Origin of the sequence: Pseudomonas sp. KCJK9016 (assembly GCF_046231795.1) — a bacterium.
Taxonomy (GTDB): domain Bacteria; phylum Pseudomonadota; class Gammaproteobacteria; order Pseudomonadales; family Pseudomonadaceae; genus Aquipseudomonas; species Aquipseudomonas bananamidigenes.
The window spans coordinates 80,061-102,777 of record NZ_JBJJMM010000002.1; the positions used below are offsets into that span (position 1 = coordinate 80,061).

At 62.6% G+C, this 22,717-nt stretch carries 21 protein-coding genes; 5 read left to right on the forward strand and 16 right to left on the reverse strand.

Going from position 1 to position 22,717, the window contains the following annotated elements; translation table 11 throughout:
- Positions 1 to 37: 37 nt before the first annotated feature.
- Positions 38 to 550 carry a dihydrofolate reductase gene (locus tag ACK6BI_RS02005; RefSeq protein WP_409315803.1) on the reverse strand — a complete coding sequence of 171 codons (513 nt, stop codon included), beginning with the start codon at positions 548 to 550 and terminating at the stop codon, positions 38 to 40.
- A gap of 85 nt (positions 551 to 635) precedes the next feature.
- On the opposite strand from ACK6BI_RS02005, the gene ACK6BI_RS02010 reads away from it, so the two are divergent.
- Complete coding sequence (locus tag ACK6BI_RS02010; protein WP_409315804.1) at positions 636 to 2,009, forward strand: DUF2868 domain-containing protein; 1,374 nt, start codon at positions 636 to 638, stop codon at positions 2,007 to 2,009.
- On the forward strand, positions 2,002 to 3,387 hold the full coding sequence (locus ACK6BI_RS02015; protein ID WP_409315805.1) for a GTPase/DUF3482 domain-containing protein: 1,386 nt from the start codon (positions 2,002 to 2,004) through the stop codon (positions 3,385 to 3,387). The genes ACK6BI_RS02010 and ACK6BI_RS02015 overlap by 8 nt, the downstream gene beginning before the upstream one ends.
- Here the strand turns inward: ACK6BI_RS02015 and ACK6BI_RS02020 are convergent.
- The 8 genes from ACK6BI_RS02020 to ACK6BI_RS02055 all read right to left on the reverse strand — a co-directional run bounded on the left by ACK6BI_RS02020 (position 3,384) and on the right by ACK6BI_RS02055 (position 12,846).
- Positions 3,384 to 3,809, reverse strand: coding sequence for a hypothetical protein (locus ACK6BI_RS02020; protein WP_409315806.1), 426 nt, complete (start codon positions 3,807 to 3,809; stop codon positions 3,384 to 3,386). The two genes, ACK6BI_RS02015 and ACK6BI_RS02020, sit on opposite strands and share 4 nt — an antisense overlap.
- A gap of 85 nt (positions 3,810 to 3,894) precedes the next feature.
- Positions 3,895 to 4,461: a phosphonate degradation HD-domain oxygenase gene (locus tag ACK6BI_RS02025; protein WP_409315807.1), complete on the reverse strand. Its 567-nt coding sequence runs from the start codon at positions 4,459 to 4,461 to the stop codon at positions 3,895 to 3,897.
- A complete protein-coding gene (locus ACK6BI_RS02030; protein ID WP_409315808.1) occupies positions 4,461 to 5,594 on the reverse strand; it encodes a TIGR03364 family FAD-dependent oxidoreductase in 1,134 nt (377 codons plus the stop codon). The genes ACK6BI_RS02025 and ACK6BI_RS02030 overlap by 1 nt, the downstream gene beginning before the upstream one ends.
- A 147-nt stretch (positions 5,595 to 5,741) precedes the next feature.
- Positions 5,742 to 6,767 carry a putative 2-aminoethylphosphonate ABC transporter substrate-binding protein gene (locus tag ACK6BI_RS02035; RefSeq protein WP_409315809.1) on the reverse strand — a complete coding sequence of 342 codons (1,026 nt, stop codon included), beginning with the start codon at positions 6,765 to 6,767 and terminating at the stop codon, positions 5,742 to 5,744.
- A 35-nt stretch (positions 6,768 to 6,802) separates the two neighbouring features.
- Positions 6,803 to 8,527, reverse strand: coding sequence for a putative 2-aminoethylphosphonate ABC transporter permease subunit (locus ACK6BI_RS02040; protein ID WP_409315810.1), 1,725 nt, complete (start codon positions 8,525 to 8,527; stop codon positions 6,803 to 6,805).
- Positions 8,527 to 9,603, reverse strand: a complete 1,077-nt coding sequence (locus ACK6BI_RS02045) for a putative 2-aminoethylphosphonate ABC transporter ATP-binding protein (protein WP_409315811.1) — start codon at positions 9,601 to 9,603, stop codon at positions 8,527 to 8,529. The genes ACK6BI_RS02040 and ACK6BI_RS02045 overlap by 1 nt, the downstream gene beginning before the upstream one ends.
- A 107-nt stretch (positions 9,604 to 9,710) precedes the next feature.
- Entirely contained in the window at positions 9,711 to 10,574 is an 864-nt protein-coding gene (locus ACK6BI_RS02050; protein ID WP_409315812.1) for a LysR family transcriptional regulator, read from the reverse strand.
- A 16-nt stretch (positions 10,575 to 10,590) separates the two neighbouring features.
- On the reverse strand, positions 10,591 to 12,846 hold the full coding sequence (locus tag ACK6BI_RS02055; RefSeq protein ID WP_409315813.1) for a heavy metal translocating P-type ATPase: 2,256 nt from the start codon (positions 12,844 to 12,846) through the stop codon (positions 10,591 to 10,593).
- Between the two features lie 85 nt (positions 12,847 to 12,931).
- Between ACK6BI_RS02055 and cadR the strand changes: the two genes are divergently transcribed.
- The gene (cadR, locus tag ACK6BI_RS02060) at positions 12,932 to 13,381 is read left to right on the forward strand and encodes a Cd(II)/Pb(II)-responsive transcriptional regulator (RefSeq protein ID WP_409315814.1); all 450 of its coding nucleotides are present in this window, start codon (positions 12,932 to 12,934) and stop codon (positions 13,379 to 13,381) included.
- Positions 13,382 to 13,440: 59 nt separating this feature from the next.
- Here the strand turns inward: cadR and ACK6BI_RS02065 are convergent, their stop codons facing one another.
- The 3 genes from ACK6BI_RS02065 to ACK6BI_RS02075 all read right to left on the reverse strand — a co-directional run bounded on the left by ACK6BI_RS02065 (position 13,441) and on the right by ACK6BI_RS02075 (position 16,145).
- On the reverse strand, positions 13,441 to 14,412 hold the full coding sequence (locus ACK6BI_RS02065; protein WP_409315815.1) for a thymidylate synthase: 972 nt from the start codon (positions 14,410 to 14,412) through the stop codon (positions 13,441 to 13,443).
- A gap of 51 nt (positions 14,413 to 14,463) precedes the next feature.
- Entirely contained in the window at positions 14,464 to 15,279 is an 816-nt protein-coding gene (gene lgt, locus ACK6BI_RS02070; protein ID WP_065258902.1) for a prolipoprotein diacylglyceryl transferase, read from the reverse strand.
- Between the two features lie 83 nt (positions 15,280 to 15,362).
- Entirely contained in the window at positions 15,363 to 16,145 is a 783-nt protein-coding gene (locus ACK6BI_RS02075) for a sulfite exporter TauE/SafE family protein (RefSeq protein WP_409315816.1), read from the reverse strand.
- A 130-nt stretch (positions 16,146 to 16,275) separates the two neighbouring features.
- Between ACK6BI_RS02075 and ACK6BI_RS02080 the strand changes: the two genes are divergently transcribed.
- The gene (locus ACK6BI_RS02080; protein WP_409315817.1) at positions 16,276 to 17,022 is read left to right on the forward strand and encodes an NRDE family protein; all 747 of its coding nucleotides are present in this window, start codon (positions 16,276 to 16,278) and stop codon (positions 17,020 to 17,022) included.
- A 31-nt stretch (positions 17,023 to 17,053) separates the two neighbouring features.
- Here ACK6BI_RS02080 and ptsP read toward each other — a convergent pair whose 3' ends face one another.
- Entirely contained in the window at positions 17,054 to 19,318 is a 2,265-nt protein-coding gene (ptsP, locus tag ACK6BI_RS02085; RefSeq protein ID WP_409315818.1) for a phosphoenolpyruvate--protein phosphotransferase, read from the reverse strand.
- 22 nt (positions 19,319 to 19,340) lie between these two features.
- Positions 19,341 to 19,820, reverse strand: a complete 480-nt coding sequence (locus tag ACK6BI_RS02090) for an RNA pyrophosphohydrolase (RefSeq protein ID WP_003229203.1) — start codon at positions 19,818 to 19,820, stop codon at positions 19,341 to 19,343.
- Between the two features lie 143 nt (positions 19,821 to 19,963).
- Between ACK6BI_RS02090 and ACK6BI_RS02095 the strand changes: the two genes are divergently transcribed.
- The gene (locus tag ACK6BI_RS02095) at positions 19,964 to 20,620 is read left to right on the forward strand and encodes an HAD family hydrolase (protein ID WP_409315819.1); all 657 of its coding nucleotides are present in this window, start codon (positions 19,964 to 19,966) and stop codon (positions 20,618 to 20,620) included.
- A gap of 104 nt (positions 20,621 to 20,724) precedes the next feature.
- Here the strand turns inward: ACK6BI_RS02095 and ACK6BI_RS02100 are convergent, their stop codons facing one another.
- Both ACK6BI_RS02100 and ilvA read right to left on the reverse strand, forming a co-directional pair.
- Positions 20,725 to 21,150, reverse strand: coding sequence for a DUF2269 domain-containing protein (locus tag ACK6BI_RS02100; protein ID WP_409315820.1), 426 nt, complete (start codon positions 21,148 to 21,150; stop codon positions 20,725 to 20,727).
- A 39-nt stretch (positions 21,151 to 21,189) separates the two neighbouring features.
- Positions 21,190 to 22,704, reverse strand: coding sequence for a threonine ammonia-lyase, biosynthetic (gene ilvA / locus ACK6BI_RS02105; protein ID WP_065258896.1), 1,515 nt, complete (start codon positions 22,702 to 22,704; stop codon positions 21,190 to 21,192).
- Positions 22,705 to 22,717 lie beyond the last annotated feature (13 nt).

Sequence of the window (22,717 nt, forward strand, 5' to 3'; positions counted from 1 at the left end):
CCTTCGTGGCGAGGGAGCTTGCTCCCTCGCCACGGTTCTAAGCCTTTTCCCAGACCTCGAAGTGGTAAGCCGGTTTGTCGCCTTCAGCCGGATTCGGCACGTTCGACACCAGCTTCCACTGGTTCAGATCAAACTCCGGAAACCACGCATCGCCTTCCGGGCTCAGTGCCACACGAGTCAGATACAGACGATCCGCCTGTGCCAGCCCCTGCGCATAGAGTTGCGCCCCGCCAATCAGCATCAACTCGTCGACGCCCTGCTCTTTCGCCCATTGCTCTGCGCGCACCACGGCGGCGTCCAGCGACGGATAGACTTCCGCACCTTCCAGCACCAGATCCTGCTGACGGCTGACTACGATGTTCAGACGGCCCGGCAATGGACGACCCAGTGAATCCCAGGTCTTGCGGCCCATGATGATCGGTTTGCCGAGCGTCGTGGCCTTGAAGTATTTGAAGTCCCCCGGCAAATGCCAGGGCATGCTGTTGTCGACGCCGATCACGCGGTTTTCACCGAGGGCTGCGATCAGGCTGAGGGGGAGTGATTTAGTCATGCCGGCGAGGATACCAGAGCCGCGCTTACCCCGATAAGCGCCACAGCGGTTATGCTCACGGCTCAATCAAGCATCGGGATGCCGCGTGACTGAACTGACTCCATTGCAAAACCTCTGGCTCACTGAAACCGTGCGCCTGCGCGAAGAACACGCAGGCCCGCTGGACGATCCGGAAGCCAATCGCCTGGCCCGCGCGGCCGGCGGCGATCTGTCGGGACGCATTCAACGCCGCGCCCTGTGGCTGGCCGAGCGCGATGGCCTGGCCTCGGCGCTCAAGCACTGGTTGCAGGGCGCACGGCTGGCGCTGGTGTTGCTGGCGATCCTCGCCGTGTTGAGCGGCGCGGGTCTGGCCTTCGCTGCACTGGGCCAGACGCCGGTCAATGTGTTCTGGGCCCTGGGCAGCCTGCTCGGGCTGAATCTGATCTTGCTGTTGAGCTGGGCGCTGGGGCTGATCTTCGCTGGTGAACACGGCGCCACCCTTGGCCGCTTGTGGCTGTGGCTCAGTGAAAAACTCGCCCGCGATGCCAAGGCTGCGCAACTGGCGCCGGCCCTGCTGCTGATGCTGCAACGTCAGAAACTCAATCGCTGGGCGCTCGGCACGCTGGTCAATGGCCTGTGGCTGCTGGCGATGCTCAGCGCGCTGGTTTTGCTGCTGACGCTGATGGCGACCCGGCGCTACGGCTTTGTCTGGGAAACCACGATTCTCAGTGCCGATACGTTCATCGACATGACCCGGGCCTTAGGCGCATTGCCGGCGCTGTTGGGGTTCAACGTGCCCACCGTGGATATGATCCGCGCCAGCGGCGACACCGCATTGAACATCGAAAGCGCCCGTCAGGCCTGGGCGACTTGGCTGGTCGGTGTGCTGGTGGTGTACGGCGTACTGCCGCGTCTGTTATTGGCACTGTTCTGCTTCTGGCGCTGGAGTCGTGGCAAAGCCGGGTTGCGTCTGGACCTGAATCTGCCGGGCTACGCGCAGCTGCGCGAACGTCTGATGCCGACCAGCGAACGCCTCGGCATCACCGACCCCGAGCCCGCGCAATTGCACCGTGTCGAAAGCACCGTCGGCGAACACGCCAGCGATGGCGCGTTGCTGGTGGCGATCGAACTCGACGATCAACAGACATGGCCACCGACGCTACCGAAAAACGTCGGCAACGCCGGCATCCTCGACAGCCGTGAATCGCGCAACAAACTGCTCGAACAGCTCAGCCGCTTTCCGCCGGCGCGACTGGCAATTGCCTGCGACCCACGGCGCTCGCCGGATCGCGGCAGTCTGGCGCTGATCGCCGAGCTGGCGCGCAATGCCGCCGCGACCCGGATCTGGCTGTTGCAGGCGCCGCCAGGACAAGCCCTGGACGCCGAGCGCCTCGGTGACTGGCACGTCGCGCTGCAACAGCTTGAGCTGCCATTTGCCGATAGCGCCCCGTTGAACTGGCTGGAGCATGGACATGACTGATGCCTGGAAAGCACCGCTGAAACTGGCGGTGGTCGGCCACACCAATGTCGGCAAGACTTCGCTGCTGCGCACGCTGACCCGCGATGTCGGCTTCGGCGAAGTGTCCCATCGCCCGAGCACCACGCGGCATGTCGAAGGTGCGCGGTTGTCGGTGGATGGTGAGCCGTTGCTCGACCTCTACGACACACCGGGCCTGGAAGACGCCATCGCCCTGCTGGATTTTCTCGAGCGCCTGGAACGCCCCGGCGAACGCCTCGATGGCCCGGCGCGATTGGCGCGGTTTCTCGACGGCAGCGAAGCACGCCAGCGTTTCGAACAGGAAGCCAAGGTGCTGCGGCAACTGCTCGACTCCGACGCCGGCCTGTATGTAATCGATGCCCGCGAACCGGTGCTGGCCAAGTACCGCGATGAACTGGAAGTGCTGGCCGGTTGCGGCAAGCCGCTGCTTCCGGTGCTGAATTTCGTCAGCAGTGCCAACCACCGCGAGCCGGACTGGCGTGAAGCGCTGGCGCGTCTCGGCCTGCATGCGCTGGTGCGTTTCGACAGCGTTGCCCCGCCCGAAGATGGCGAGCGGCGACTGTATGAAAGCCTCGCGTTGCTGCTGGAAAATGCCCGCCCACAGCTTGAACGTCTGATCGCCGATCAACAGGCCCAGCGCCTCGCCCGCGAGCAAAGTGCTGCACGCCTGATCGCCGAACTGTTGATCGACTGCGCCGCATGCCGGCGCAGTGTGGCGACCGAAGCCGAGCAGGAACAACAAGCCATCAGCGATCTGCGCAAGGACGTGCGCCAACGCGAACAACGTTGTGTAGAAACGCTGCTCAAGCTCTACGCCTTCCGCCCGCAGGACGCTGCCGCCAGCGATCTGCCGCTGCTCGACGGGCGTTGGGGCGATGACCTGTTCAACCCGGAAACCCTCAAGCAACTGGGCGTGCGGGTCGGCGGCGGGATCGCGGCCGGCGCGGCAGCCGGCGCCGGGGTGGATCTGCTGGTGGGCGGCATCACCCTTGGCGCCGCCGCGCTGGCCGGTGCAATTGCCGGCGGCGCCCTGCAAACCGCCCGCAGCTATGGCAATCGCCTGTTGGGCAAGATCAAGGGACAACGTGAACTGACGGTCGACGACAACGTGTTGCGCCTGTTGGCCCTGCGTCAGCGGCAACTGCTGCAAGCGCTGAATGCCCGTGGTCATGCAGCGATGGATGCCGTTCAGGTGGCGACGCCGCAGGACAAGACCTGGCGTGAAGGCAAGTTGCCGGACGCACTGAACATCGCCCGGGCCCATCCGCAATGGTCGTCGCTCAACCCGCATCCGAAGTTGAATCAGGCTCAGCGTCAGGAACAGATCGATGAGTTGGTGAGCACGGTCCTCGAACTCTAGAACCAGCCCAACTTGAGGAATTGCTTGACCAGCGCCGTCACACGGCTGCGATCGGTGCGATCGGCGCGCCCGTCGTTGTCGACGTCCGAACACAGGACAACCTCAAAGCCGCCATCGTTATCCAGGCCGTGGACGGCGGCCTTGTAAGCGATGGTTTCGCCCTGATGAAAGTGCAGCCTTACTGATTCCGGCGTTCCATAGCCGCCGGGGTTCAGAGCGAAGATCCGCAGATGTCGCGTGTCCTCGTCGGCCGCGTTGAACCAGGCGCATTTCAGATAGGTTCGGGTGAAGCTGCGCAGTTGCGCGACTTCACGGGCAGAGGCTTCGCGCCAATCCTGTTCGCTGTCATGAAAGCGCAACTGGACAGTGCCCCCTGCGCCGCTGCCCGATCGATCCCGGGCAATTACTTTCAAAAAACGCATCCGTGCGCTCCCTCCGCAAAAAAACAGTCTGGGCCGAAGGGGCAGCACGCGCCATATACCGTTTCCCGGCTTGACGTAAGAAGGTTCAGCGCGTCTCGCGGGACAGCACGGTAAAAGCCTTGTGCTTCAACACGGCAAGATCCATCACCGGCACGTCCATCTCCTTCGCCAGCTCATCCCACTGGCGCATCCGCAGACTGATGGCGCACAGCGGATCCTCCTCGAACGCATCGGCTTCGACCTCGGTCATCACCCCGCCCTGATACTCGAGGGTGCGGCGGCTGGCTTCGCTCAAGCGTTCGTAATAGCCCGGCTCCCTGAGCGTCAGATAGCGCTTGGCCTGGACGTGATACTCCACCAGCCGCGCCAGGCGTTCGCTGAATCCGGCCTCGCGCAAATAATCCGCACCCAGCCGCTCGTGGCTGACCACGCCGTAACCGTCCATGTTCTCCGCGCCTTCGGTACACAAATGGCCGATGTCGTGGAAGAACGCGGCGAGGACCACTTCATCGTCAAAGCCTTCGGCGATGGCCAGTTGCGCGGCCTGGGACATGTGTTCAATCTGCGACACCGGTTCGCCGATGTAATCGCTGGTGCCAAAACGCTCATAGAGCCCGAATACCCGGGCGATGACTTGTTCGTGACTCAACATCAACGCTCTCCAAAAAGCTGTGCAACATTGCGCTCGGCCATGGCCGGGCCGACGCTCATGCCGACGCCGCTGTGCATCAGCGCCACACTCAGCCCCGGTGCCGCACGCAGGAACGAAAACGGCCCCGGCCCCCGGGAACCATAGACACCCTGCCAGCGCTCGACCACCTGCACCTTGCAGCCGAGGGTCTGTTCGGCCAGTTCGAGCATCCAGTTGTCGACCTGCTCGGCGTTGAACGGCGAAGGATCGCTGCCGTAATGGTGCGAATCACCGATGATCAGTTCGCCATAAGGTGTCGGGCTGATCAGCAGGTGAATGCCGTTTTCCTGCAGGTGTGGTTGCTCGCGCAGGATCTGCGCGTGCACCTCAGACGCTTCCGGCAGGTCGGCGAAGGCGCCGTAATGCACGCAGCTGAGGCCGGTGAGCAAGGCGTGTTGCAGGTTCAGGTCAATCTGCGGCCGGGCGCGAAGCATTTGCAGACGGCAGATTTGCGGGTCGAGTGCGGCAATCGGCTCGGCCAGCAAGGTCTGATAATCGTGGCCGGAACAGACGATGATCTGCTCGGCATTGAAGATCCCGGCAGTGCTGTACAGGCGCCCCGGTTCGACGTCGCGCACCAGCGTCGAGAAGTGAAACTCGACGCCGAGTTCACGGCGCAGGTATTCGATCAGCGCTGGAATCGCCTCCCTGGAATACAGCTGTTGATCGTCCAGGCCATGCAGAGCGGCGCGGTGATGACTGAACTGGCCGCCATACAGATCGCGCATCGCGGCACCGCGCAGCAGCTCGACGCGGTAGTCGTGCTCCACGGCGCGCCCGGCGCAGAAGGCTTCGAGCAAGTGTTCTTCCGCCTCAGTGCGAGCGAACAGGTACGAGCCATTGCGCTTGAGTTGCAGGCCGGCGAGCTGCGCCCACTGCCCCCAGATTTCGCGACTGGCTTTGGCCAGTTCAAGCATCGGACCCGGTGGCTGACCGGTGACCAGTGCCTGGCCGAAGTTGCGTACCGAGGCGCCGAGTGGTGTGGCGGTGCGTTCGAAAACCGTGACCTTGAGGCCGCGTCGGGCAGCGGCATAAGCGTGGGACAGACCCAGAATGCCGGCGCCGACGATCAGCAAGTCTTTGTGATGAGTCATAACGCAATCCCGTTTTTGTGGCGAGGGAGCTTGCTCCCGCTCGGCTGCGCAGCCGTCGTGAATTCAGCAGAGTGCCCGTTTGCAGAATTCGGGACCGCTTAGTGCTCCAACGGGAGCAAGCTCCCTCGCCACAGATGTGTGAGTCAGTTATTTCGCGGCGACTTTCTCGGACTTGCCGTCATAGCGCTTGCGCCATTCGGTCAGGATCTCGTCGCGGTTCTTCGACGCCCAGGCAAAGTCGTTCTTGATCAGGCGCTGCTCGTAGTCGGCCGGCAGTTCGGTTTGTGGCTTGGCGATGCCCGGCTGGGCGAGGACGGCGAAGTTTTCCTTGTACAGATCCATCGCCGGGGCGCTGGCGGAGAAGTCGGCCAGTTTCTTCGCCGCTTCTTCATGCGGCGTGCCTTTGATCACGGCAGTCGCTTCGATCTCCCAGCCCAGCCCCTCCTTCGGCAGGATGATGTCCAGCGGCGCGCCCTGACGCTTCAACTGAACAGCCGGATATTCAAAGGAAATGCCGATCGGGAACTCGCCCGCCGCCGCCAGTTTGCAAGGCTTGGAACCGGAGTGAACGTACTGGCCGATGTTCTGGTGCAGACCATCCATGTAGGCCCAGCCCTGCTTCTCGCCGAAGGTTTGCAGCCAGGCGCTGACGTCGAGGAAACCGGTACCGGACGAGGCCGGGTTCGGCATCACGATCTTGCCTTTGTATTCAGGCCTGGTCAGGTCCTGCCAGCTCACCGGTTTGCTCAGGCCCTGCTTCTCGGCCTCGACGGTGTTGAAGCAGATGGTCGCGGCCCAGACGTCCATGCCGACCCAGGCTGGCGGGTTGGCGGCGTCGCGGTAGTTGGCGCCGATCTTGCCCAGATCCTTCGGCGCATAGCTTTGCAGCATGCCTTGCTGATCGAGGATCGCCAGGCTCGACGCCGCCAGCCCCCACACCGCGTCAGCCTGTGGACGTTCCTTTTCGGCCAGCAGTTTGGCGGTGATGATCCCGGTGGAATCACGCACCCACTTGATCTCGATGTCCGGATTAGCTTTTTCGAAAGCCTCTTTGTAGGACTTCAACTGCTCGGCTTCGAGGGCGGTGTACACCGTCAACTCGGTTTTTGCCGCGAAGGCATTCAGGCTGAAAGTAGCGAGCACAGCAGCGGCCAGGGCCATAGGCTTGAACATGATCGTTTTCCTGTCTTGAGTTGAGGTTGGGAAAATCAGTGGCCGGGCGCGGTTTGCCGCCAGGCCTGGGAACGGCGCAGCAAGCCGCGCGAAGCCCACGCCAGCAGCAAGGACACGCCCGCCGAGGTGAACAGAATCAGGGTCGACATCGCCGCCGCGCCGCCGACGTTGCCGGCGTCATCCATGTTCAGCACCGCCACCGCGGCGAGGATGGTGTCGGGGCTGTAGAGGAAGATCGCGGCGGACACGGTGGTCATCGCAGAGACGAACAGGTAGCGCACGATGTCCAGCAGCGCCGGCAGACAGATCGGCACGGTGACGCGCAGGTAATGCCGGTACAGCGGTGCCTTGAGCGACAGTGCGGCGGCTTCGAACTCGGCATCGAGCTGGCGCAGCGCGGTGGTGGCGGTCATCTGCGCGGTGGTCAGATAGTGAGCAATGGTGCAGACGATCAGCAGCGTCATGCTCCCGTACAGCATGTGCAGCGGGTTGCCGGTCAGGTTGAAAAAGAAGACATAACCCAGCCCCAGCACCAGCCCCGGCACCGCCATCGGTACGAAACTGAGCATGCGCAGGGTCAGATTCAGCCCGCGCTGGCTGCGGGTCTTTTCCATCAGATAGGCGCCGGTGAAGATCAGCACACTGCCGACCAACGCCGTGCCCAGCGCCATCTTCAGACTGTTGCCATAGGCCAGCCAGCCACCGCCGGCGGTCTCGTTGAACCGGTAGTGGTTGAGCGACAGCGACAGGTTGTACGGCCAGAACTTCACCAGCGAGGAGAACATCGCCATGCCGAACACCAGCAGCAACGCCGCGCTGATCAGCAGGACGATGGCCAGATAACAGGCATCGCGCTTCTTTGATGGCGCCGGTTTGAACACCTGGGCGCGGCCGCTCATGGAGTCGCCGTGACGACGACGCAGCCAGGCATCGACACCGAAGCTGAACAGCGCCGGCAGCAGCAGAACCATGCCGATCAATGCGCCGCGACCGAACTGCTGTTGGCCGACCACGGCTTTGTAGGCTTCCAGCGCCAGCACCTGAAAGTCGCCACCGACCACCACCGGCACGCCGAAATCGGTGATGGTCAGGGTGAACACCAGACAGAACGCGGCAAACACCGCCTGGCGGGTCGCCGGCCAGGTGATGCTGCGAAAGGCCTTCGCCGGACTGGCGCCCATGCTCGACGCTGCATCGAACAGTCGCGCATCCGCCAACGACAGCGCCGACAGCAAAATCATCAAGGCGTGTGGGAAGGTGTAGATCACTTCACCCAGAACAATCCCCCAGAACCCGTAGATGTTGTCCGAGAGCAGCCCGCGCAACAGGCCCTGATTGCCGAACAGATAGACCAGCGCGATTCCCGGCAGCATCGAAGGTGCCATCAGCGGCAGCAGTGAAATCCCGCGCCAGATGCCTTTGCCGGGAATCAACGTGCGTTGCAGGGCGTAGGCAAACAGGTAGGCCAGCGGTACGACAATCGCCGCAACGCTGAGGGAAACCTTCAGACTGTTGCCGAGCAGCCAATGGAAGTTGTCGCTGGTCACCAGCTCCCTCGCGGCCAGCCAGCCACCACCCTGCCCCGCTTCGCTGCTGAAACCGCGCCAGAAGATCGCCAGCAAGGGCAACAGCACCGCCACACCGAGCAGCACCAGCAGCAGGAGTTTGCCGCCGAGGACGAAGATCCGGTCGCCGACCTCGGCCCCGGACACCTGCCGCGCCTGCTTGTGCGGTAGCGGCAGCGCCATGTTCGCGCTCATCAGGCAAACACCTGCAGGCTGCGCGGCGGCAGCGCGACCATGATCTGCCGGGCACCGAGGCGCGGCATGGCTTCCGGCGCCAGTTCGGCGAGCAAGGCGTGACCGGGCAATTGATCGAGCTCGAAGCTCATGCGGCAGCGGTTGCCGAGGAAGGTGATCTCGCGGACTTTGGCCGGGAACAGGTTTTCTTCATGCACCAACGGATTGACGTTGATCGCTTCCGGGCGGCAGAACAACCGGCCCGACGGGCTGTGGACGCTGCCGTCGGCCAGGCGCAGGTTCATCCCGCCGACCTTGGCGTGGCTGTCGCTGCTGCGCTGGAACGGCAGCCAGTTGCCCTGGCCGACAAACTCGGCCACGAACGGTGTGGCCGGGCGGTTGTAGATTTCCTGCGGGGTGGCGTATTGCTCGACCTTGCCGTTGTTCATCACGGCGATGCGGTCGGCCATCAGCATGGCTTCGTCCTGATTGTGGGTGACCATCAGGGTGGTAATGCCGAGGTTGCGTTGCAGTTGGCGCAGCTCGGTGCACAAATGCTCGCGAACCCGTGCGTCGAGGGCCGACATCGGTTCGTCGAGCAACAGCAGCGACGGTGCCGGCGCCAGGGCGCGGGCCAGTGCCACACGTTGCTGCTGACCGCCGGATAACTGGCCCGGGTACTTTTTCTCACTGCCGCTGAGGCCGACCAGTTCCAGCATCTGACCGACACGACGGCGCACTTCATCGCGACCACTGCCGGCGAGGCCGTAGGCAATGTTCGCTTCGACAGTCAGATTGGGGAACAGCGCGTAGGACTGGAACAGGATGCCGTAGTCCCGAGCCTGTGGCGCGAGGTGGGAAACGTCGCGCTCGCCTAGGTACAACTCGCCGCTGTCCTGCTTCTCCAGACCGGCGATGCAGCGCAACAGCGTGGTCTTGCCGCAGCCCGACGGGCCGAGCAGGCACACCAGTTCACCGGCCGCGACATCGAGAGAGACGTTATCCAGCGCGGTAAAGGCGCCGAAGCGCTTCTGCACGCCGCGCACTTTCATCGGTGCGCCGGAGTTGGTCAGGGCAGTTGCGATTGCAGGGTTCATGGACAGGCCTCATCAAGCGGATGAGGCAGATCCTAGAGTTGTAATGCGTCGGTCATATGGCAACAAGGCAAAATCGACCGATAGTGGTATTCAGGGATTTTGGTTGATCAGGCCGGTGACATTTCCTGCGCCAGCCCGAGAAACGCTGCCGGCAAGCGCGCATTCTTGCGCTCTTTGAGGCAGTAGAGGTATTCGGGAATCTGCGGCGCATTCTCCAGGGTCAGCACCCGCAACTGCGGATCATGGGGCACTTCCTGACGGGCAATGATGCTGATGCCGATATTGCGCAGCACCGCCTCGCGGATCGATTCACGGCTGCCGATCTCCAGCAACGGGCCGAAACTCACTCCGGCATCGGCCAGCAACTCTTCGGTCAGGCGACGGGTAGTCGAACCCGGTTCGCGCATCAACAGGGTATGCCCGGCCAGGGCGTTCAGCGTCACATGGTCGTGCGCCGCCAGCGGATGATTGCGATGCACCGCCAGCACCAGCGGATCGCTGCCGAGCACCCGGCGGATCAGCCGCGCATCGTCGAGCAGCTGCGACGACGCCGCGACATCCACCCGATAATCCTCCAGCGCTTCGAGCACTTGCTGGGAATTACCGATTTCCACCGAGACCTCCACCTGAGGCAAGCGCTCACGGAAGGTCTTCACCAGATCGAGGATGTAATACGGTGCGGTGGCAGCGATGCGCAGCGTGCCCTGCACCTGGCCGCTGTTGCGCAGGAAGAAGTCGATATCAGCCTCCTGCTGCAACAGCGCCTTGACCATCGGCAACAGCCGCGCGCCTTCGTCGCTGACACTCAGGCGCCGGCCACCTCGATAGAACAGCTCCACCGAATACTGGCTTTCCAGATTACGGATCTGGGTGGTCACGGTCGGTTGACTGAGGCCGAGCTTTTTCGCCGCCAGCGTGATGCTGCCCAGGCGGGCCACCATGTAAAACGCTTTCAGCTCGGCACTCAGCACAACCGTCCCTCTTCCTCTATTTGCGCAGCAGGCGCAAACCGTTGAACACCACCAGCAGGCTCACGCCCATGTCGGCGAACACCGCCATCCACATGGTGGCGAGCCCGGCGAAGGTTACCCCAAGAAAGATCGCTTTGATCACCAGCGCCAGTGCGATGTTCTGCTTCAGAATAGCGGCGGTATGGCGCGACAGGCTGATGAAGGCCGGGATCTTGCGCAGATCGTCGTCCATCAGGGCGACATCAGCGGTCTCGATGGCCGTATCGGTACCGGCCGCCGCCATCGCAAAACCGATCTCCGCCCGAGCCAGCGCCGGCGCATCGTTGATGCCGTCACCGACCATGCCGACCCGACGGCCCTGCGCATACAGGTCTTCAATGGCTTGCAGTTTGTCGGTCGGCAACAAGTCGCCCTTGGCTTGATCGATCCCGACCTGCGCCGCAATCGCCTGCGCGGTGTGGATGTTGTCGCCGGTGAGCATCAGGGTTTTCACGCCCAGATCATGCAACTGGCGGATCGCCTCGCGGCTGGTTTCCTTGACCGTGTCAGCCACAGCGAACAGCGCCAGCGGACCGGAACGGTCGAGCAGCAACACCACGGACTTGCCCTGTTTCTCCAGCGCGAACAGTTTTTCTTCCAGTTGCGGCGAGCACAGGCCCAGCTCTTCGACCAGTCGGTGGTTGCCCAGGTGGTAGGCCTGACCGTTGACCTCACCTTTCACACCGCGCCCGGCCAGCGCTTCGAAGTTATCCACAGCCAGGGTCGCGAAGCCTTTATCCACAGCCGCGTTGGCGATGGCCAGCGAGACCGGGTGATCGGAACGCCCGGCCAGTGCGGCGGCAATCGCCGGGGCCGTGGCGTCGGCGGTCGGGTCGAGGGACAGGTAGTCGGTCTGCACCGGTTTGCCGTGGGTGATGGTGCCGGTCTTGTCGAGGGCCAGATAGTCGAGCTTGAAACCGCCCTCCAGGTACACGCCACCCTTGACCAGAATGCCTTTGCGCGCCGCCGCCGCGAGGCCACTGACGATGGTCACCGGGGTGGAAATCACCAGTGCACACGGGCATGCGACGACCAGCAGCACCAGCGCGCGGTAGATCCAGTCGAACCACGCGGCGCCCATGAACAGCGGCGGGATGATCGCCACGGCCAGGGCCAGAACGAAGACCACCGGGGTGTAGATTTTCGAGAATTGATCGACGAAGCGCTGGGTCGGCGCACGTGCGCCCTGGGCCTGTTCCACGGCGTGGATGATTCGCGCCAGAGTGGAATTGTTCGCCGCTGCGGTCACGGTGTATTCCAGCGAACCGGCCTGGTTGATGGTGCCGGCGAAGACTTTATCACCGACGGTTTTTTCCACCGGCAGGCTTTCACCGGTGATCGGCGCCTGATCGATGGTCGAGCTGCCGCTGACGACTTCACCGTCCAGCGCGATGCGCTCGCCCGGTTTTACCCGCACACGGGCGCCGAGATCGATGCTTTTTACCTCCAGTTCGACCCAGTTGCCGTCAGCCTGCAACACAGTCGCCTGTTCTGGCGTCATCTGCATCAAACCGCTGATGGCGTTGCGTGCGCGGTCCAGCGAGCGCGCTTCGATCAGCTCGGCCACAGTAAACAGGAACATCACCATCGCCGCTTCCGGCCACTGGCCGATCAACACCGCACCGGTCACGGCGATGCTCATCAGGGCGTTGATGTTGAGGTTGCGGTTCTTCAGGGCGATCCAGCCCTTCTTGTAGGTGGTGAGGCCACCGCTGAGGATCGAGATCAGCGCGATGATCGCCACCACCCAGGTCGGGGCAGCGTTGGTGAAGTGGATCACTTCAGCAGCGAGCGCACCGACGCCGGACAGCGCCAATGGCCACCAGTGTTTTTTCACCGGGGCGGCGGCCGGGGCATCAACGCCTGCCTCCAGCGGCTCGGCCTGCATGCCGAGGGATTTGATCGCGTCGATGATCGGCGCGGTGTCCGGCAGATTGTGGGTCACGCCGAGCACGCGGTTGATCAGGTTGAATTCCAGTTGCTGGATCCTGGCCAGCTTGCCGAGCTTGTTCTGGATCAGCGTTTGCTCCGTCGGGCAGTCCATCGCCTCGATGCGGAAACTGCTCAAGCGGGCGTCGGCGCTTTTCGCTTCGCTCAGCTGAATCAGCGACGGGGCCGCGGCTTTTGATGCACAGCAGGAATCAGCGCCGTGGTCATGTTTATGCACAGGCTGCAATTTGTGGCTGTGGTCGTGTCCCGCGCGGGATGTGTGGGTGTGCTGGGAATCGCTCATTGGTCGCGTCCATGAAGGTGCCTGTTGCCAAGTAAAGACCCTGTAGCCACTATAGGGTCAAGCACCCTTTTTGGAGATTGCCGCCATGAAGATCGGAGAACTGGCGAAACAGACCGATTGCGCCGTGGAAACCATCCGCTACTACGAGCGCGAAAACCTGCTGCCGGAACCGGCCCGCAGCGACGGCAACTACCGCGTCTACACCCAGGCCCACGCCGAACGCCTGACCTTCATCCGCAATTGCCGTACCCTCGACATGACCCTCGAAGAAATCCGCAGCCTGCTCGCCTTGCGCGACAGCCCGCAGGATCAGTGCGAGAGCGTGAATGCGCTGATCGACGAGCACATCCAGCACGTCAAGGCGCGGATCGACGGGTTGTTGGCGTTACAGACGCAACTGCTCGACCTGCGCCAGCGTTGTGGCGAAGGGCCGGCAGCGGATCAGTGCGGGATCTTGCAGCAGCTGGAAGTGAGTGGCGGGGTTGTGGCGGCGGAGGTCGAGCATTCGCATGTGGGCCGTAGTCACGGCCATTAAGAACGCCAGAAACGACTGAGGGAGCCATTTGGCTCCCTCAGTGTTTTGTCACTCGTGCTTCAGACCGCCATCGGCGCAGTCATCGGCGCATGGTGCTCGTAGCCTTCCAGCGAGAAGTCGCTCGGTTCCACCCGTTCCAGCCATTCCGGTTGGTACACGCCTGTCTTGGCAAACTCCGGCACGCGATCCGAAATCTTCAGCTTCGGCATGGCGAATGGCTCGCGCTTGAGCTGTTCGTTGAGCATGTCCAGGTGGTTTTCGTAGACGTGGGCGTCACCGATGAAATAGGTGAACCAGCGCGGCGTGTAGCCGGTCAGGCGACCGATCAGGCTCAGCAGCGCAGCGCCTTCGGTGAGGTTGAACGGCGTGCCCAGCCCCAGGTCGTTGGAGCGGATGTAGAGGGTCAGAGAGATCTCTCTGGTCTCGACGTTCGGGTGGAACTGATAAAGCAGATGGCACGGCGGCAGGGCCATTTCATCGAGCTGGGCGCAGTTCCAGCCGTGGAACAGGATGCGGCGGCTGCCCGGGTCCTTGATGATCGTGTCGACGCATTGGCGCACCTGATCGATGGCTTTGTACAGCACCACATAGGCCTGGCCGTCTTCTTCACCCTGGGCAATCTGCTTGTAGCCGTTGCTCAGGGTTTGTTCGATGGCGGCGGTGTTGCTCAGCGGAATCTGCTTGTACGCCGGCCATTTGCGCCATTGCACACCGTAGATTTCGCCGAGGTCGTCCTCGCCCTGGCGGAACGGGTTGGCCAGCCACTGGGCGTTTTCGTTGGCGTTCTGATCCCAGACCTTGCAGCCCAGCGCACGGAATTCGGCGGCGTTGTTCACCCCGCGCAGAAAACCGCACATCTCGCCGATGGCCGATTTGAAGGCCATCTTGCGGGTGGTGATCGCCGGGAAACCTTCCTGCAGATCGAAGCGCAGCATCGCGCCCGGAAAGCTGATGGTGTTCACGCCGGTACGGTTGGCCTGTTTGGTGCCGTTATTGATGACGTGCGACACCAGATCGAGATATTGCTTCATGAGTTACCTGTGTCCTTGAGCCCCGGCCAAACCGCGCCGGGGTTCGAATATTTAAGCTGTCGGTGCAACCGGCGCCGACGGGGCTCGGCGGTAGGCCAGCCAGATCAGGAACAGCCCGCCGATGATCATCGGTACGCAGAGGATCTGACCCATGGTCAGCCAGTTCCAGGCCAGATAGCCCAGTTGCGCGTCCGGTACGCGGACGAATTCGACGATGAAACGGAAGATGCCATAGAACAGCGCGAACATGCCCGAAACCGCCATGGTCGGGCGCGGCTTGCGCGAGAACAGCCAGAGAATCAGGAACAGCGCCACGCCTTCGAGCGCGAACTGATACAGCTGCGACGGGTGACGCGGCAGTTGCGCCGGGTCGCTGAACGGCGGGAACACCATGGCCCACGGCACGTCGGTGGCCTTGCCCCACAGCTCGGCGTTGATGAAGTTGCCGATACGCCCGGCGCCCAGACCGATCGGCACCATCGGCGCGACGAAGTCCATCAGCTGGAAGAACGACTTGCCGTTACGCTTGCCGAACCACAGCGCCGCCAGCATCACGCCAATAAAGCCGCCGTGAAACGACATGCCGCCCTTCCACACTTCGAAAATCAGCGTCGGGTTGGCGATGTAGGCACTCAGATCGTAGAACAGCACATAGCCCAGTCGCCCGCCGACAATCACGCCCATCGACAGCCAGAACACCAGGTCGGAGAGTTTCTCCTTGGTCCAGGTCGGATCGAAACGGTTGAGCCGGCGCGACGCCAGCAGCCATGCGCCGCCGATGCCGACCAGGTACATCAGGCCGTACCAGTGGATTTTCAGCGGACCGATGGCCAGGGCCACCGGATCGATCTGCGGGTAAGGCAGCATTGCGAGTCCTCGTTAGCGTTCAAATCTTCAAAATTCCCGGGCGACGCTGCCACCTCAGGATTAAGCCAGGATTGTGGACCTGCTCAGAACAAAAAGCTCAGCCCCACGCAGAACAGCAAAGCGGCGAACAGCCGTTTCAGCAACTTCGGCGACAGCCTGTGTGCCAGCCGCGCGCCGAGACGGGCGAATACCATGCTGGTCAGGGCAATGCCGAGCAACGCCGGCAGATACACAAACCCGAGACTATGGGCCGGCAGCAATGGATCATGCCAGCCCAGAATCATGAAACTTATTGCACTTGCCACGGCGATCGGCAGCCCACAGGCCGACGAGGTCGCCACCGCCTGCTGCATCGGCACGCTGCGCCAGGTCAGGAACGGCACGGTCAACGAGCCGCCACCGATACCGAAAATCGCCGAGGCCCAGCCGATCACACTGCCGGCCACGGTCAGACCGAGTTTGCCAGGCACCGTTCGGCTGGCCTTGGGTTTGATGTCCAGCGCCAGCTGTGCCGCGATCACCAGGGCAAACACGCCGATGATCTTCTGCAGGTTTGGCCCGGAGATCGCCTCGGCGGTCAGCGCGCCGAAACCGGCACCGAGCAGGATGCCGACAGTCATCCAGGCGAAAATCGGCCAGCGTACCGCCCCGCGTCGATGATGTTCACGCACGGCGTTGACCGAGGTAAAGATGATCGTCGCCAGCGATGTGCCGACGGCCAGGTGGGTCAGGATCGACGGATCGAAGCCCTGCAAGGTGAAACTGAACACCAGCACCGGGACGATGATGATTCCGCCGCCAACCCCGAACAGCCCTGCCAGTATGCCTGCGCAGGCACCCAGCGCCAGATAGAGCAGAAATTCCATGACTGCCTCCAGAGGCGCATCCCAAAACCGGAGCGGCATGGTAACGGATGGATACCCTTCGGCTCCACTGGCGATGGATGCACGGACGATGTCTGCGTAGAGTGGGCAAAAAACACACAAGGACCACCTTATGTGCCTGATCGTTTTCGCCTGGCGGCCGGGACATGCCCTGCCGCTGATCGTCGCGGCCAACCGTGACGAGTTCTACGCCCGGCCCAGCCTGCCGCTGGCCCAGTGGCCCGAATCGCCGCAGGTTTACGCCGGAAGGGATCTGGAAGCTGGCGGCACCTGGCTCGGCCTCGGCGAGAACGGGCGCTTCGCTGCGCTGACCAACATCCGCGATCCGCATCAACCGCCGGCACGGCGCTCCCGGGGCGAACTGGTGGCGGGTTTTCTGACCGGCAACCTGTCGATCGATGACTACTTGTCCGACGTTGTCGCCCGTTCGCCGGAATATGCCGGGTTCAACCTGCTGCTGGGTAACGCCCACGAGCTGTGGCACTTCAACGCGCGGTCTTCGGAACCGGTGATGTTGCAACCGGGTATCTATGGACTGTCAAACGCCGGACTGGATACGCCGTGGCCGAAACTGCTCAAGGCCAAGGCGGCATTGAGTGCGGTATTGGATGATCCGCAGCCCGAACCATTGCTGGCGCTGCTGGGAGATGCGCAAACGGCGCCGTTCGCCGAGCTGCCGGATACCGGCGTGGGGCTGGCGACCGAGTCGTTGCTGTCGAGTGTGTTCATTGCCAGCCAGAGTTACGGGACCCGGGCGAGTACGGCGCTGATCGTGCAGGCGGACGGGACGCGGCGGATGGTAGAGCGCAGTTTCGGGCCGTATGGCGGGCATTTGGGGGAGGTGGAGATCAATCTCTGAAGATCGCAGCCCGAAGGCTGCGATCTTCTGTTCAGAGCGGTTTGACCGTCCGCGATAACCCGAGACTCTTCAACGCCAGTTGCAGCGAGCTGTGGATAACCTGCGGGTTGTCGATGGTCATCAGTTCCGCCAACAGATCCTTCGCCTTGCTCAGATTGAGCTGACGCAGCATCCACTTCACTTTCGGCAGGTTGGTGGCGTTCATCGACAGGCTGTCGAAACCCATCGCCATCAACAGCACGGCGGCTGCCGGATCACCGGCCATCTCGCCGCAGATGCTCACCGGCTTGCCTTCGGCATGGGCTTCGCGCACCACGATCTGCAAGGCTTGCAGCACCGCCGGGTGCAGGTAGTCGTAGAGGTCCGCCACCCGTGGGTTGTTGCGGTCCACGGCCAGCAGATACTGGGTCAGGTCGTTGGAGCCGACCGACAGGAAGTCCACCTGCCGCGCCAATTCCCTTGTCTGGTAAACCGCCGCCGGAATCTCGATCATCACGCCCACTGGCGGCATCGGCACATCGGTGCCTTCGTCACGCACTTCGCCCCAGGCCCGGTGGATCAGGTGCAACGCTTCTTCGAGTTCGTGGATGCCGGAGATCATCGGCAACAGGATCCGCAGGTTGTTCAGGCCTTCGCTGGCCTTGAGCATGGCGCGGGTCTGCACCAGGAAGATTTCCGGGTGGTCGAGGGTGACGCGAATCCCGCGCCAGCCAAGGAACGGGTTGTCTTCCTTGATCGGGAAGTACGACAACGCCTTGTCGCCACCGATGTCCAGCGTACGCATGGTGACCGGTTGCGGATGAAACGCGGCGAGCTGCTCGCGGTAGATCGCCAGTTGCTCCTTCTCGCTCGGGAAGCGCTGGTTGATCATGAACGGCACTTCGGTGCGGTACAGGCCGACGCCTTCGGCGCCACGCTTCTGCGCCCGCGCCACGTCCGCCAGCAGACCGGTGTTGACCCACAGCGGCATGCGATGGCCATCGAGGGTCACGCAGGGCAGGTCGCGCAGGGTGTCTAGCCCCAGCGCCAATTGCTTTTCTTCTTCCACCACGTCGGCGAATTGCTTGATCAGCACTTCGCTCGGGTTGGTGTAGATTTCGCCCTTGATCCCGTCGACGATCATCGGGATGCCATCGACCTTGGCGTACGGCAAGTCGACTACACCCATCACTGTCGGAATACCCATGGCCCGGGCCAGGATCGCGACGTGAGAGTTACCCGAACCCAGTACCGAGACCAACCCCACCAGCTTGCCTTCCGGCACTTCACCGAGCTGGGTGGCGGTCAGCTCTTCACTGACCAGGATGGTGTTGTCGGGGAAAACCATGTTGGTCGTGCGGTCTTCCTGCAGATAGGCCAGCAGACGGCGACCGAGGTCACGCACATCCGACGCCCGCTCACGCAGGTATTCATCGTCCATCAATTCGAAACGGTTGACGTGATCGGTCACCACCTGACGCAGCGCGCCCTGGGCCCACTGGCCCGTCTTGATCACGGTTTTGACTTCGTTACCGAGGGACGCGTCATCGAGCATCATCTGGTACACGTCGAACAACGCGCGTTCTTCGGGACGCAACTGGGTGGCCAGTTTGGTCGACAGGTTGCGCATGTCGGCGCGCACGCCTTCAAGCGCCTTCTTGAACAGTTTTATTTCGGCATCGATGTCGTCGACAGATTTGTCTGGCACGACATCGAGGTCGGCCGGCGGCAGCATGACCACCGCCGTACCGACCGCCGCGCCCGGCGAACCCGGCACACCGACGAACTTGGCTTCCTGGATGCCCTTGCCCTGCCGGCCCAGGCCACGGATCGACCCGGTGGCCTCGGCATGGGCGATCACGCCGGCCAGCTGCGCGCTCATGGTCACGAGGAAGGCTTCTTCACCTTCATCGAACTGGCGGCGTTCTTTCTGCTGGATGACCAACACGCCGACGACGCGGCGGTGGTGAATGATCGGCGCCCCGAGGAACGAGGCGTAACGCTCCTCGCCCGTTTCGGCGAAGTAGCGGTAGCGCGGGTGATCCGCGGCGTTTTCGAGGTTCAGGGGTTCTTCACGCGTGCCGACCAGGCCGACCAGACCTTCGTTGGGTGCCATGCTGACCTTGCCGATCGAGCGCTTGTTCAAGCCCTCGGTGGCCATCAGGACGAAGCGGTTGGTCTCGGGATCAAGCAAGTAGACCGAGCAGACCTGGCTGCCCATGGCCTCTTTGACGCGCAATACAATAATCCCCAACGCCGCCTTGAGATCCTTGGCGGAGTTAACTTCCTGGACGATCTTGCGCAGCGTATTGAGCATGGCTCGGGGTCGAACTCCGTCGTCAGTCGCGCGCTAAAAGGCGCGGGGCAAGCTCTTTGAGAGCGCGGCGATACACTTCGCGCTTGAATGTCACCACCTGGCCCAACGGATACCAATAGCTGACCCAGCGCCAGCCATCGAACTCCGGTTTACCGGTCAAATCCATCCGCACCCGCTGCTCGTTGGAGATCAGGCGCAGGAGAAACCACTTCTGTTTCTGGCCAATGCACAGCGGTTGGCTGTGGGTTCGCACCAGACGTTGCGGCAAACGATAGCGCAACCAGCCCCGGGTACAGGCGAGAATTTCAACATCTTCGCGCTCCAGGCCCACTTCTTCGTTCAACTCGCGGTACAAGGCGTCTTCCGGCGTTTCCTCGGGATTGATTCCCCCTTGCGGAAACTGCCAGGCATCCTGATTGATACGGCGAGCCCATAGCACCTGGCCGGCGTCATTCGTCAGAATGATCCCGACATTAGGACGGAAACCATCGGGGTCGATCACGGCAACAACCTCGCAAACGCATGTCGCCGCATTGTTCCACAAAGATTGTGAAGGCGGCAACGAAGGTTCCGAGCTTATGTGCACTCTTGTGAAAAGACCGTATTCTTGTGGCCTTTTTACTGACTTTTCAGCGGGTAACTGCAATGCGCCTGGCTTTATTCGATCTGGACAACACCCTTCTCGGCGGCGACAGCGATCACGCCTGGGGCGACTATCTGTGCGAGCGCGGCTTCCTCGACCCGATCGCCTACAAGGCGCGCAACGACGAGTTCTACCAGGATTACCTGGCGGGCAAGCTGGATAACGCCGCCTACCTGAACTTCTGCCTGGAAATCCTCGGTCGCACCGAGATGGCCGTGCTCGAGCAATGGCACAGCGATTACATGCGCGACTGCATCGAGCCCATCGTGCTGCCAAAGGCGCTGGAGTTGCTGAAAAAACACCGCGACGCCGGCGACAAACTGGTGATCATCACCGCTACCAACCGCTTCGTCACCGCCCCGATTGCCGTGCGCCTAGGCGTTGAAACCCTGATCGCCACCGAGTGCGAGATGCAGGATGGCCGCTACACCGGGCGCAGCACCGATGTGCCGTGTTTCCGCGAAGGCAAGGTGACGCGCCTGAACCGCTGGCTGGACGAGACCGGGCATACCCTGGAAGACAGCTATTTCTACAGCGACTCGATGAATGATCTGCCGCTGCTGGAACAGGTGGCGAATCCGGTGGCGGTCGATCCGGATCCGAATTTGCGCAGCGAAGCCCAAAATCGTGGCTGGCAGGTGATCAGTCTGCGCGACTGACATCGCCATCGCTGGCAAGCCCGCTCCCACTTTGGAACTGTGTCGCACACAATCCTCCGTGGGAGCGAGCCTGCTCGCTAATGAAGGCAATAAGGTCCCAAGCCTTAAACCGGCTTGGCGCCCATCAAGCCGGCAATCGCCACAAAGCAGACAAAACTGAACAACGCCAGGGCAAGGCTGAACCTGCCGACACCACCCGGCGTCTTGCGCAAGCGGTTCAGGCGCACCAGCAGCCAGAACCACGCCAGCGCCGCCACGGTATACAGCACGCTGGAGGCCAGAATCCAGGTCTGTCCCAGCGGCCAGCCCACCAGATGCACCATCCACCAGCCGGTGAACGGCATGCTCAGCAGCGCCAGCCCCATCAGCAGCCAGATGAATACCCGTGGCCGCTGCAGGGTGCGGCTGCCCGCCGTCGCATCACCCTTGCGCCGCGCGAGCAGCACCCAGATACCCAGACCCAGCGCACCCGCCAGCAAAACCGCCGTTGCAACCATGTGTGCCGTTTTCAGGGCAGTCAGCGTTTCCATTGTCGAATTTCCTTATGACCTGCCCATCAGCGTAGCCCGTCAGCCAAGAAACAGCTTATAGGCCGGGTTGTCGCTTTCATCCCAGTACGGGTAGCCGATTTCCGCCAGCGCGGCGGGCACCAGATGACGTTCCTCGTGCGGCACTTGCAGACCGGCGACCACACGACCGTCCGCCGCACCGTGGTTGCGGTAGTGGAACATCGAGATATTCCAGCGCCCGCCAAGCTTGTTGAGGAAGTTGAACAGCGCCCCCGGACGCTCCGGAAATTCGAAGCGCAGCACCACTTCATCGACCACCTGCGCTGCGCGCCCGCCGACCATGTGCCGGATGTGCAGCTTGGCCAGTTCGTTGTCGGTCAGGTCGAGTACCGGGAAACCCTGCTCGGTCAGGCTCGCCAGCAGTGCGCTGCGCGGATCGTTTTCCGGATGGGTCTGCACGCCGACGAAGATGTGCGCTTCGCTGCCGGTGTTGTAGCGGTAGTTGAATTCGGTGATCTGGCGCTTGCCGATGGCTTCGCAGAACGCCTTGAAGCTGCCGGCCTGCTCCGGGATGGTCACGGCGATGATCGCTTCGCGGCCTTCACCCAGCTCGGCGCGCTCGGCAACGTGGCGCAGGCGGTCGAAGTTGACGTTGGCCCCGGAATCGATGGCCACGAACGTTTTGCCGCTGACGCCGCGCTGTTCCACGTACTTCTTGATCCCGGCCACGCCCAGCGCGCCGGCAGGTTCGGTGATCGAACGGGTGTCGTCGTAGATGTCCTTGATCGCCGCACAGATCTCGTCGGTGCTGACGGTGATCACTTCATCGACGTAATCCTTGCAGATATCGAAGGTGTGCTGGCCGATCTGCGCCACCGCCACGCCATCGGCGAAGATGCCCACGGTCGGCAGCACCACGCGCTCGCCCGCCGCCAGCGCCGCTTGCAGGCAGTTGGAATCGTCAGGCTCGACGCCAATGACCTTGATGTCCGGCCGCAGGTATTTCACATAGGCCGCGATGCCGGCGATCAGACCGCCACCCCCCACAGGCACGAAAATGGCGTCCAGCGGCTGCGGATGCTGGCGCAGGATTTCCATCGCCACGGTGCCCTGCCCGGCAATGGTGTGCGGATCGTCGTAAGGGTGGATGTAAACGTAGCCCTTTTCATCGACCAGTTTCAGCGAATAGGCCAGGGCCTCCGGGAACGAGTCGCCATGCAGCACGACCTTGCCGCCGCGGGAGCGCACGCCTTCGACCTTGATCTCCGGTGTGGTCTTGGGCATGACGATGGTCGCTTTCACGCCCAACACTTTCGCCGCCAGGGCCAGGCCCTGGGCATGGTTGCCCGCCGAAGCGGTGACCACGCCACGGGCACGCTCTTCGTCAGTCAGTTGAGTCAGCTTGTTGTAGGCGCCGCGAATCTTGAACGAGAACACCGGCTGCAAGTCTTCGCGCTTGAGCCAGATGTCGTTGCCCAGCCGCTCGGAGAGCTGGCGGGCGTTCTGCAGCGGGGTTTCCACGGCAACGTCATAAACGCGCGAGGTGAGGATCTTCTTGACGTACTGTTCGAGCATCGGAAAGCATCAC

Excerpts from the sequence above, each read along its gene's own strand:
- ACK6BI_RS02005 (WP_409315803.1), bottom strand. The coding sequence starts at position 550 with ATGACTAAATCACTCCCCCTCAGCCTGATCGCAGCCCTCGGTGAAAAC.
- ACK6BI_RS02015 (WP_409315805.1), top strand. The coding sequence starts at position 2,002 with ATGACTGATGCCTGGAAAGCACCGCTGAAACTGGCGGTGGTCGGCCAC.
- ACK6BI_RS02020 (WP_409315806.1), bottom strand. The coding sequence starts at position 3,809 with ATGCGTTTTTTGAAAGTAATTGCCCGGGATCGATCGGGCAGCGGCGCA.
- ACK6BI_RS02025 (WP_409315807.1), bottom strand. The coding sequence starts at position 4,461 with ATGTTGAGTCACGAACAAGTCATCGCCCGGGTATTCGGGCTCTATGAG.
- ACK6BI_RS02030 (WP_409315808.1), bottom strand. The coding sequence starts at position 5,594 with ATGACTCATCACAAAGACTTGCTGATCGTCGGCGCCGGCATTCTGGGT.
- ACK6BI_RS02035 (WP_409315809.1), bottom strand. The coding sequence starts at position 6,767 with ATGTTCAAGCCTATGGCCCTGGCCGCTGCTGTGCTCGCTACTTTCAGC.
- ACK6BI_RS02040 (WP_409315810.1), bottom strand. The coding sequence starts at position 8,527 with ATGAGCGCGAACATGGCGCTGCCGCTACCGCACAAGCAGGCGCGGCAG.
- ACK6BI_RS02045 (WP_409315811.1), bottom strand. The coding sequence starts at position 9,603 with ATGAACCCTGCAATCGCAACTGCCCTGACCAACTCCGGCGCACCGATG.
- ACK6BI_RS02055 (WP_409315813.1), bottom strand. The coding sequence starts at position 12,846 with ATGAGCGATTCCCAGCACACCCACACATCCCGCGCGGGACACGACCAC.
- cadR (WP_409315814.1), top strand. The coding sequence starts at position 12,932 with ATGAAGATCGGAGAACTGGCGAAACAGACCGATTGCGCCGTGGAAACC.
- ACK6BI_RS02065 (WP_409315815.1), bottom strand. The coding sequence starts at position 14,412 with ATGAAGCAATATCTCGATCTGGTGTCGCACGTCATCAATAACGGCACC.
- lgt (WP_065258902.1), bottom strand. The coding sequence starts at position 15,279 with ATGCTGCCTTACCCGCAGATCGATCCGGTGGCCCTGGCCATCGGTCCG.
- ACK6BI_RS02075 (WP_409315816.1), bottom strand. The coding sequence starts at position 16,145 with ATGGAATTTCTGCTCTATCTGGCGCTGGGTGCCTGCGCAGGCATACTG.
- ACK6BI_RS02080 (WP_409315817.1), top strand. The coding sequence starts at position 16,276 with ATGTGCCTGATCGTTTTCGCCTGGCGGCCGGGACATGCCCTGCCGCTG.
- ptsP (WP_409315818.1), bottom strand. The coding sequence starts at position 19,318 with ATGCTCAATACGCTGCGCAAGATCGTCCAGGAAGTTAACTCCGCCAAG.
- ACK6BI_RS02095 (WP_409315819.1), top strand. The coding sequence starts at position 19,964 with ATGCGCCTGGCTTTATTCGATCTGGACAACACCCTTCTCGGCGGCGAC.
- ACK6BI_RS02100 (WP_409315820.1), bottom strand. The coding sequence starts at position 21,150 with ATGGAAACGCTGACTGCCCTGAAAACGGCACACATGGTTGCAACGGCG.
- ilvA (WP_065258896.1), bottom strand. The coding sequence starts at position 22,704 with ATGCTCGAACAGTACGTCAAGAAGATCCTCACCTCGCGCGTTTATGAC.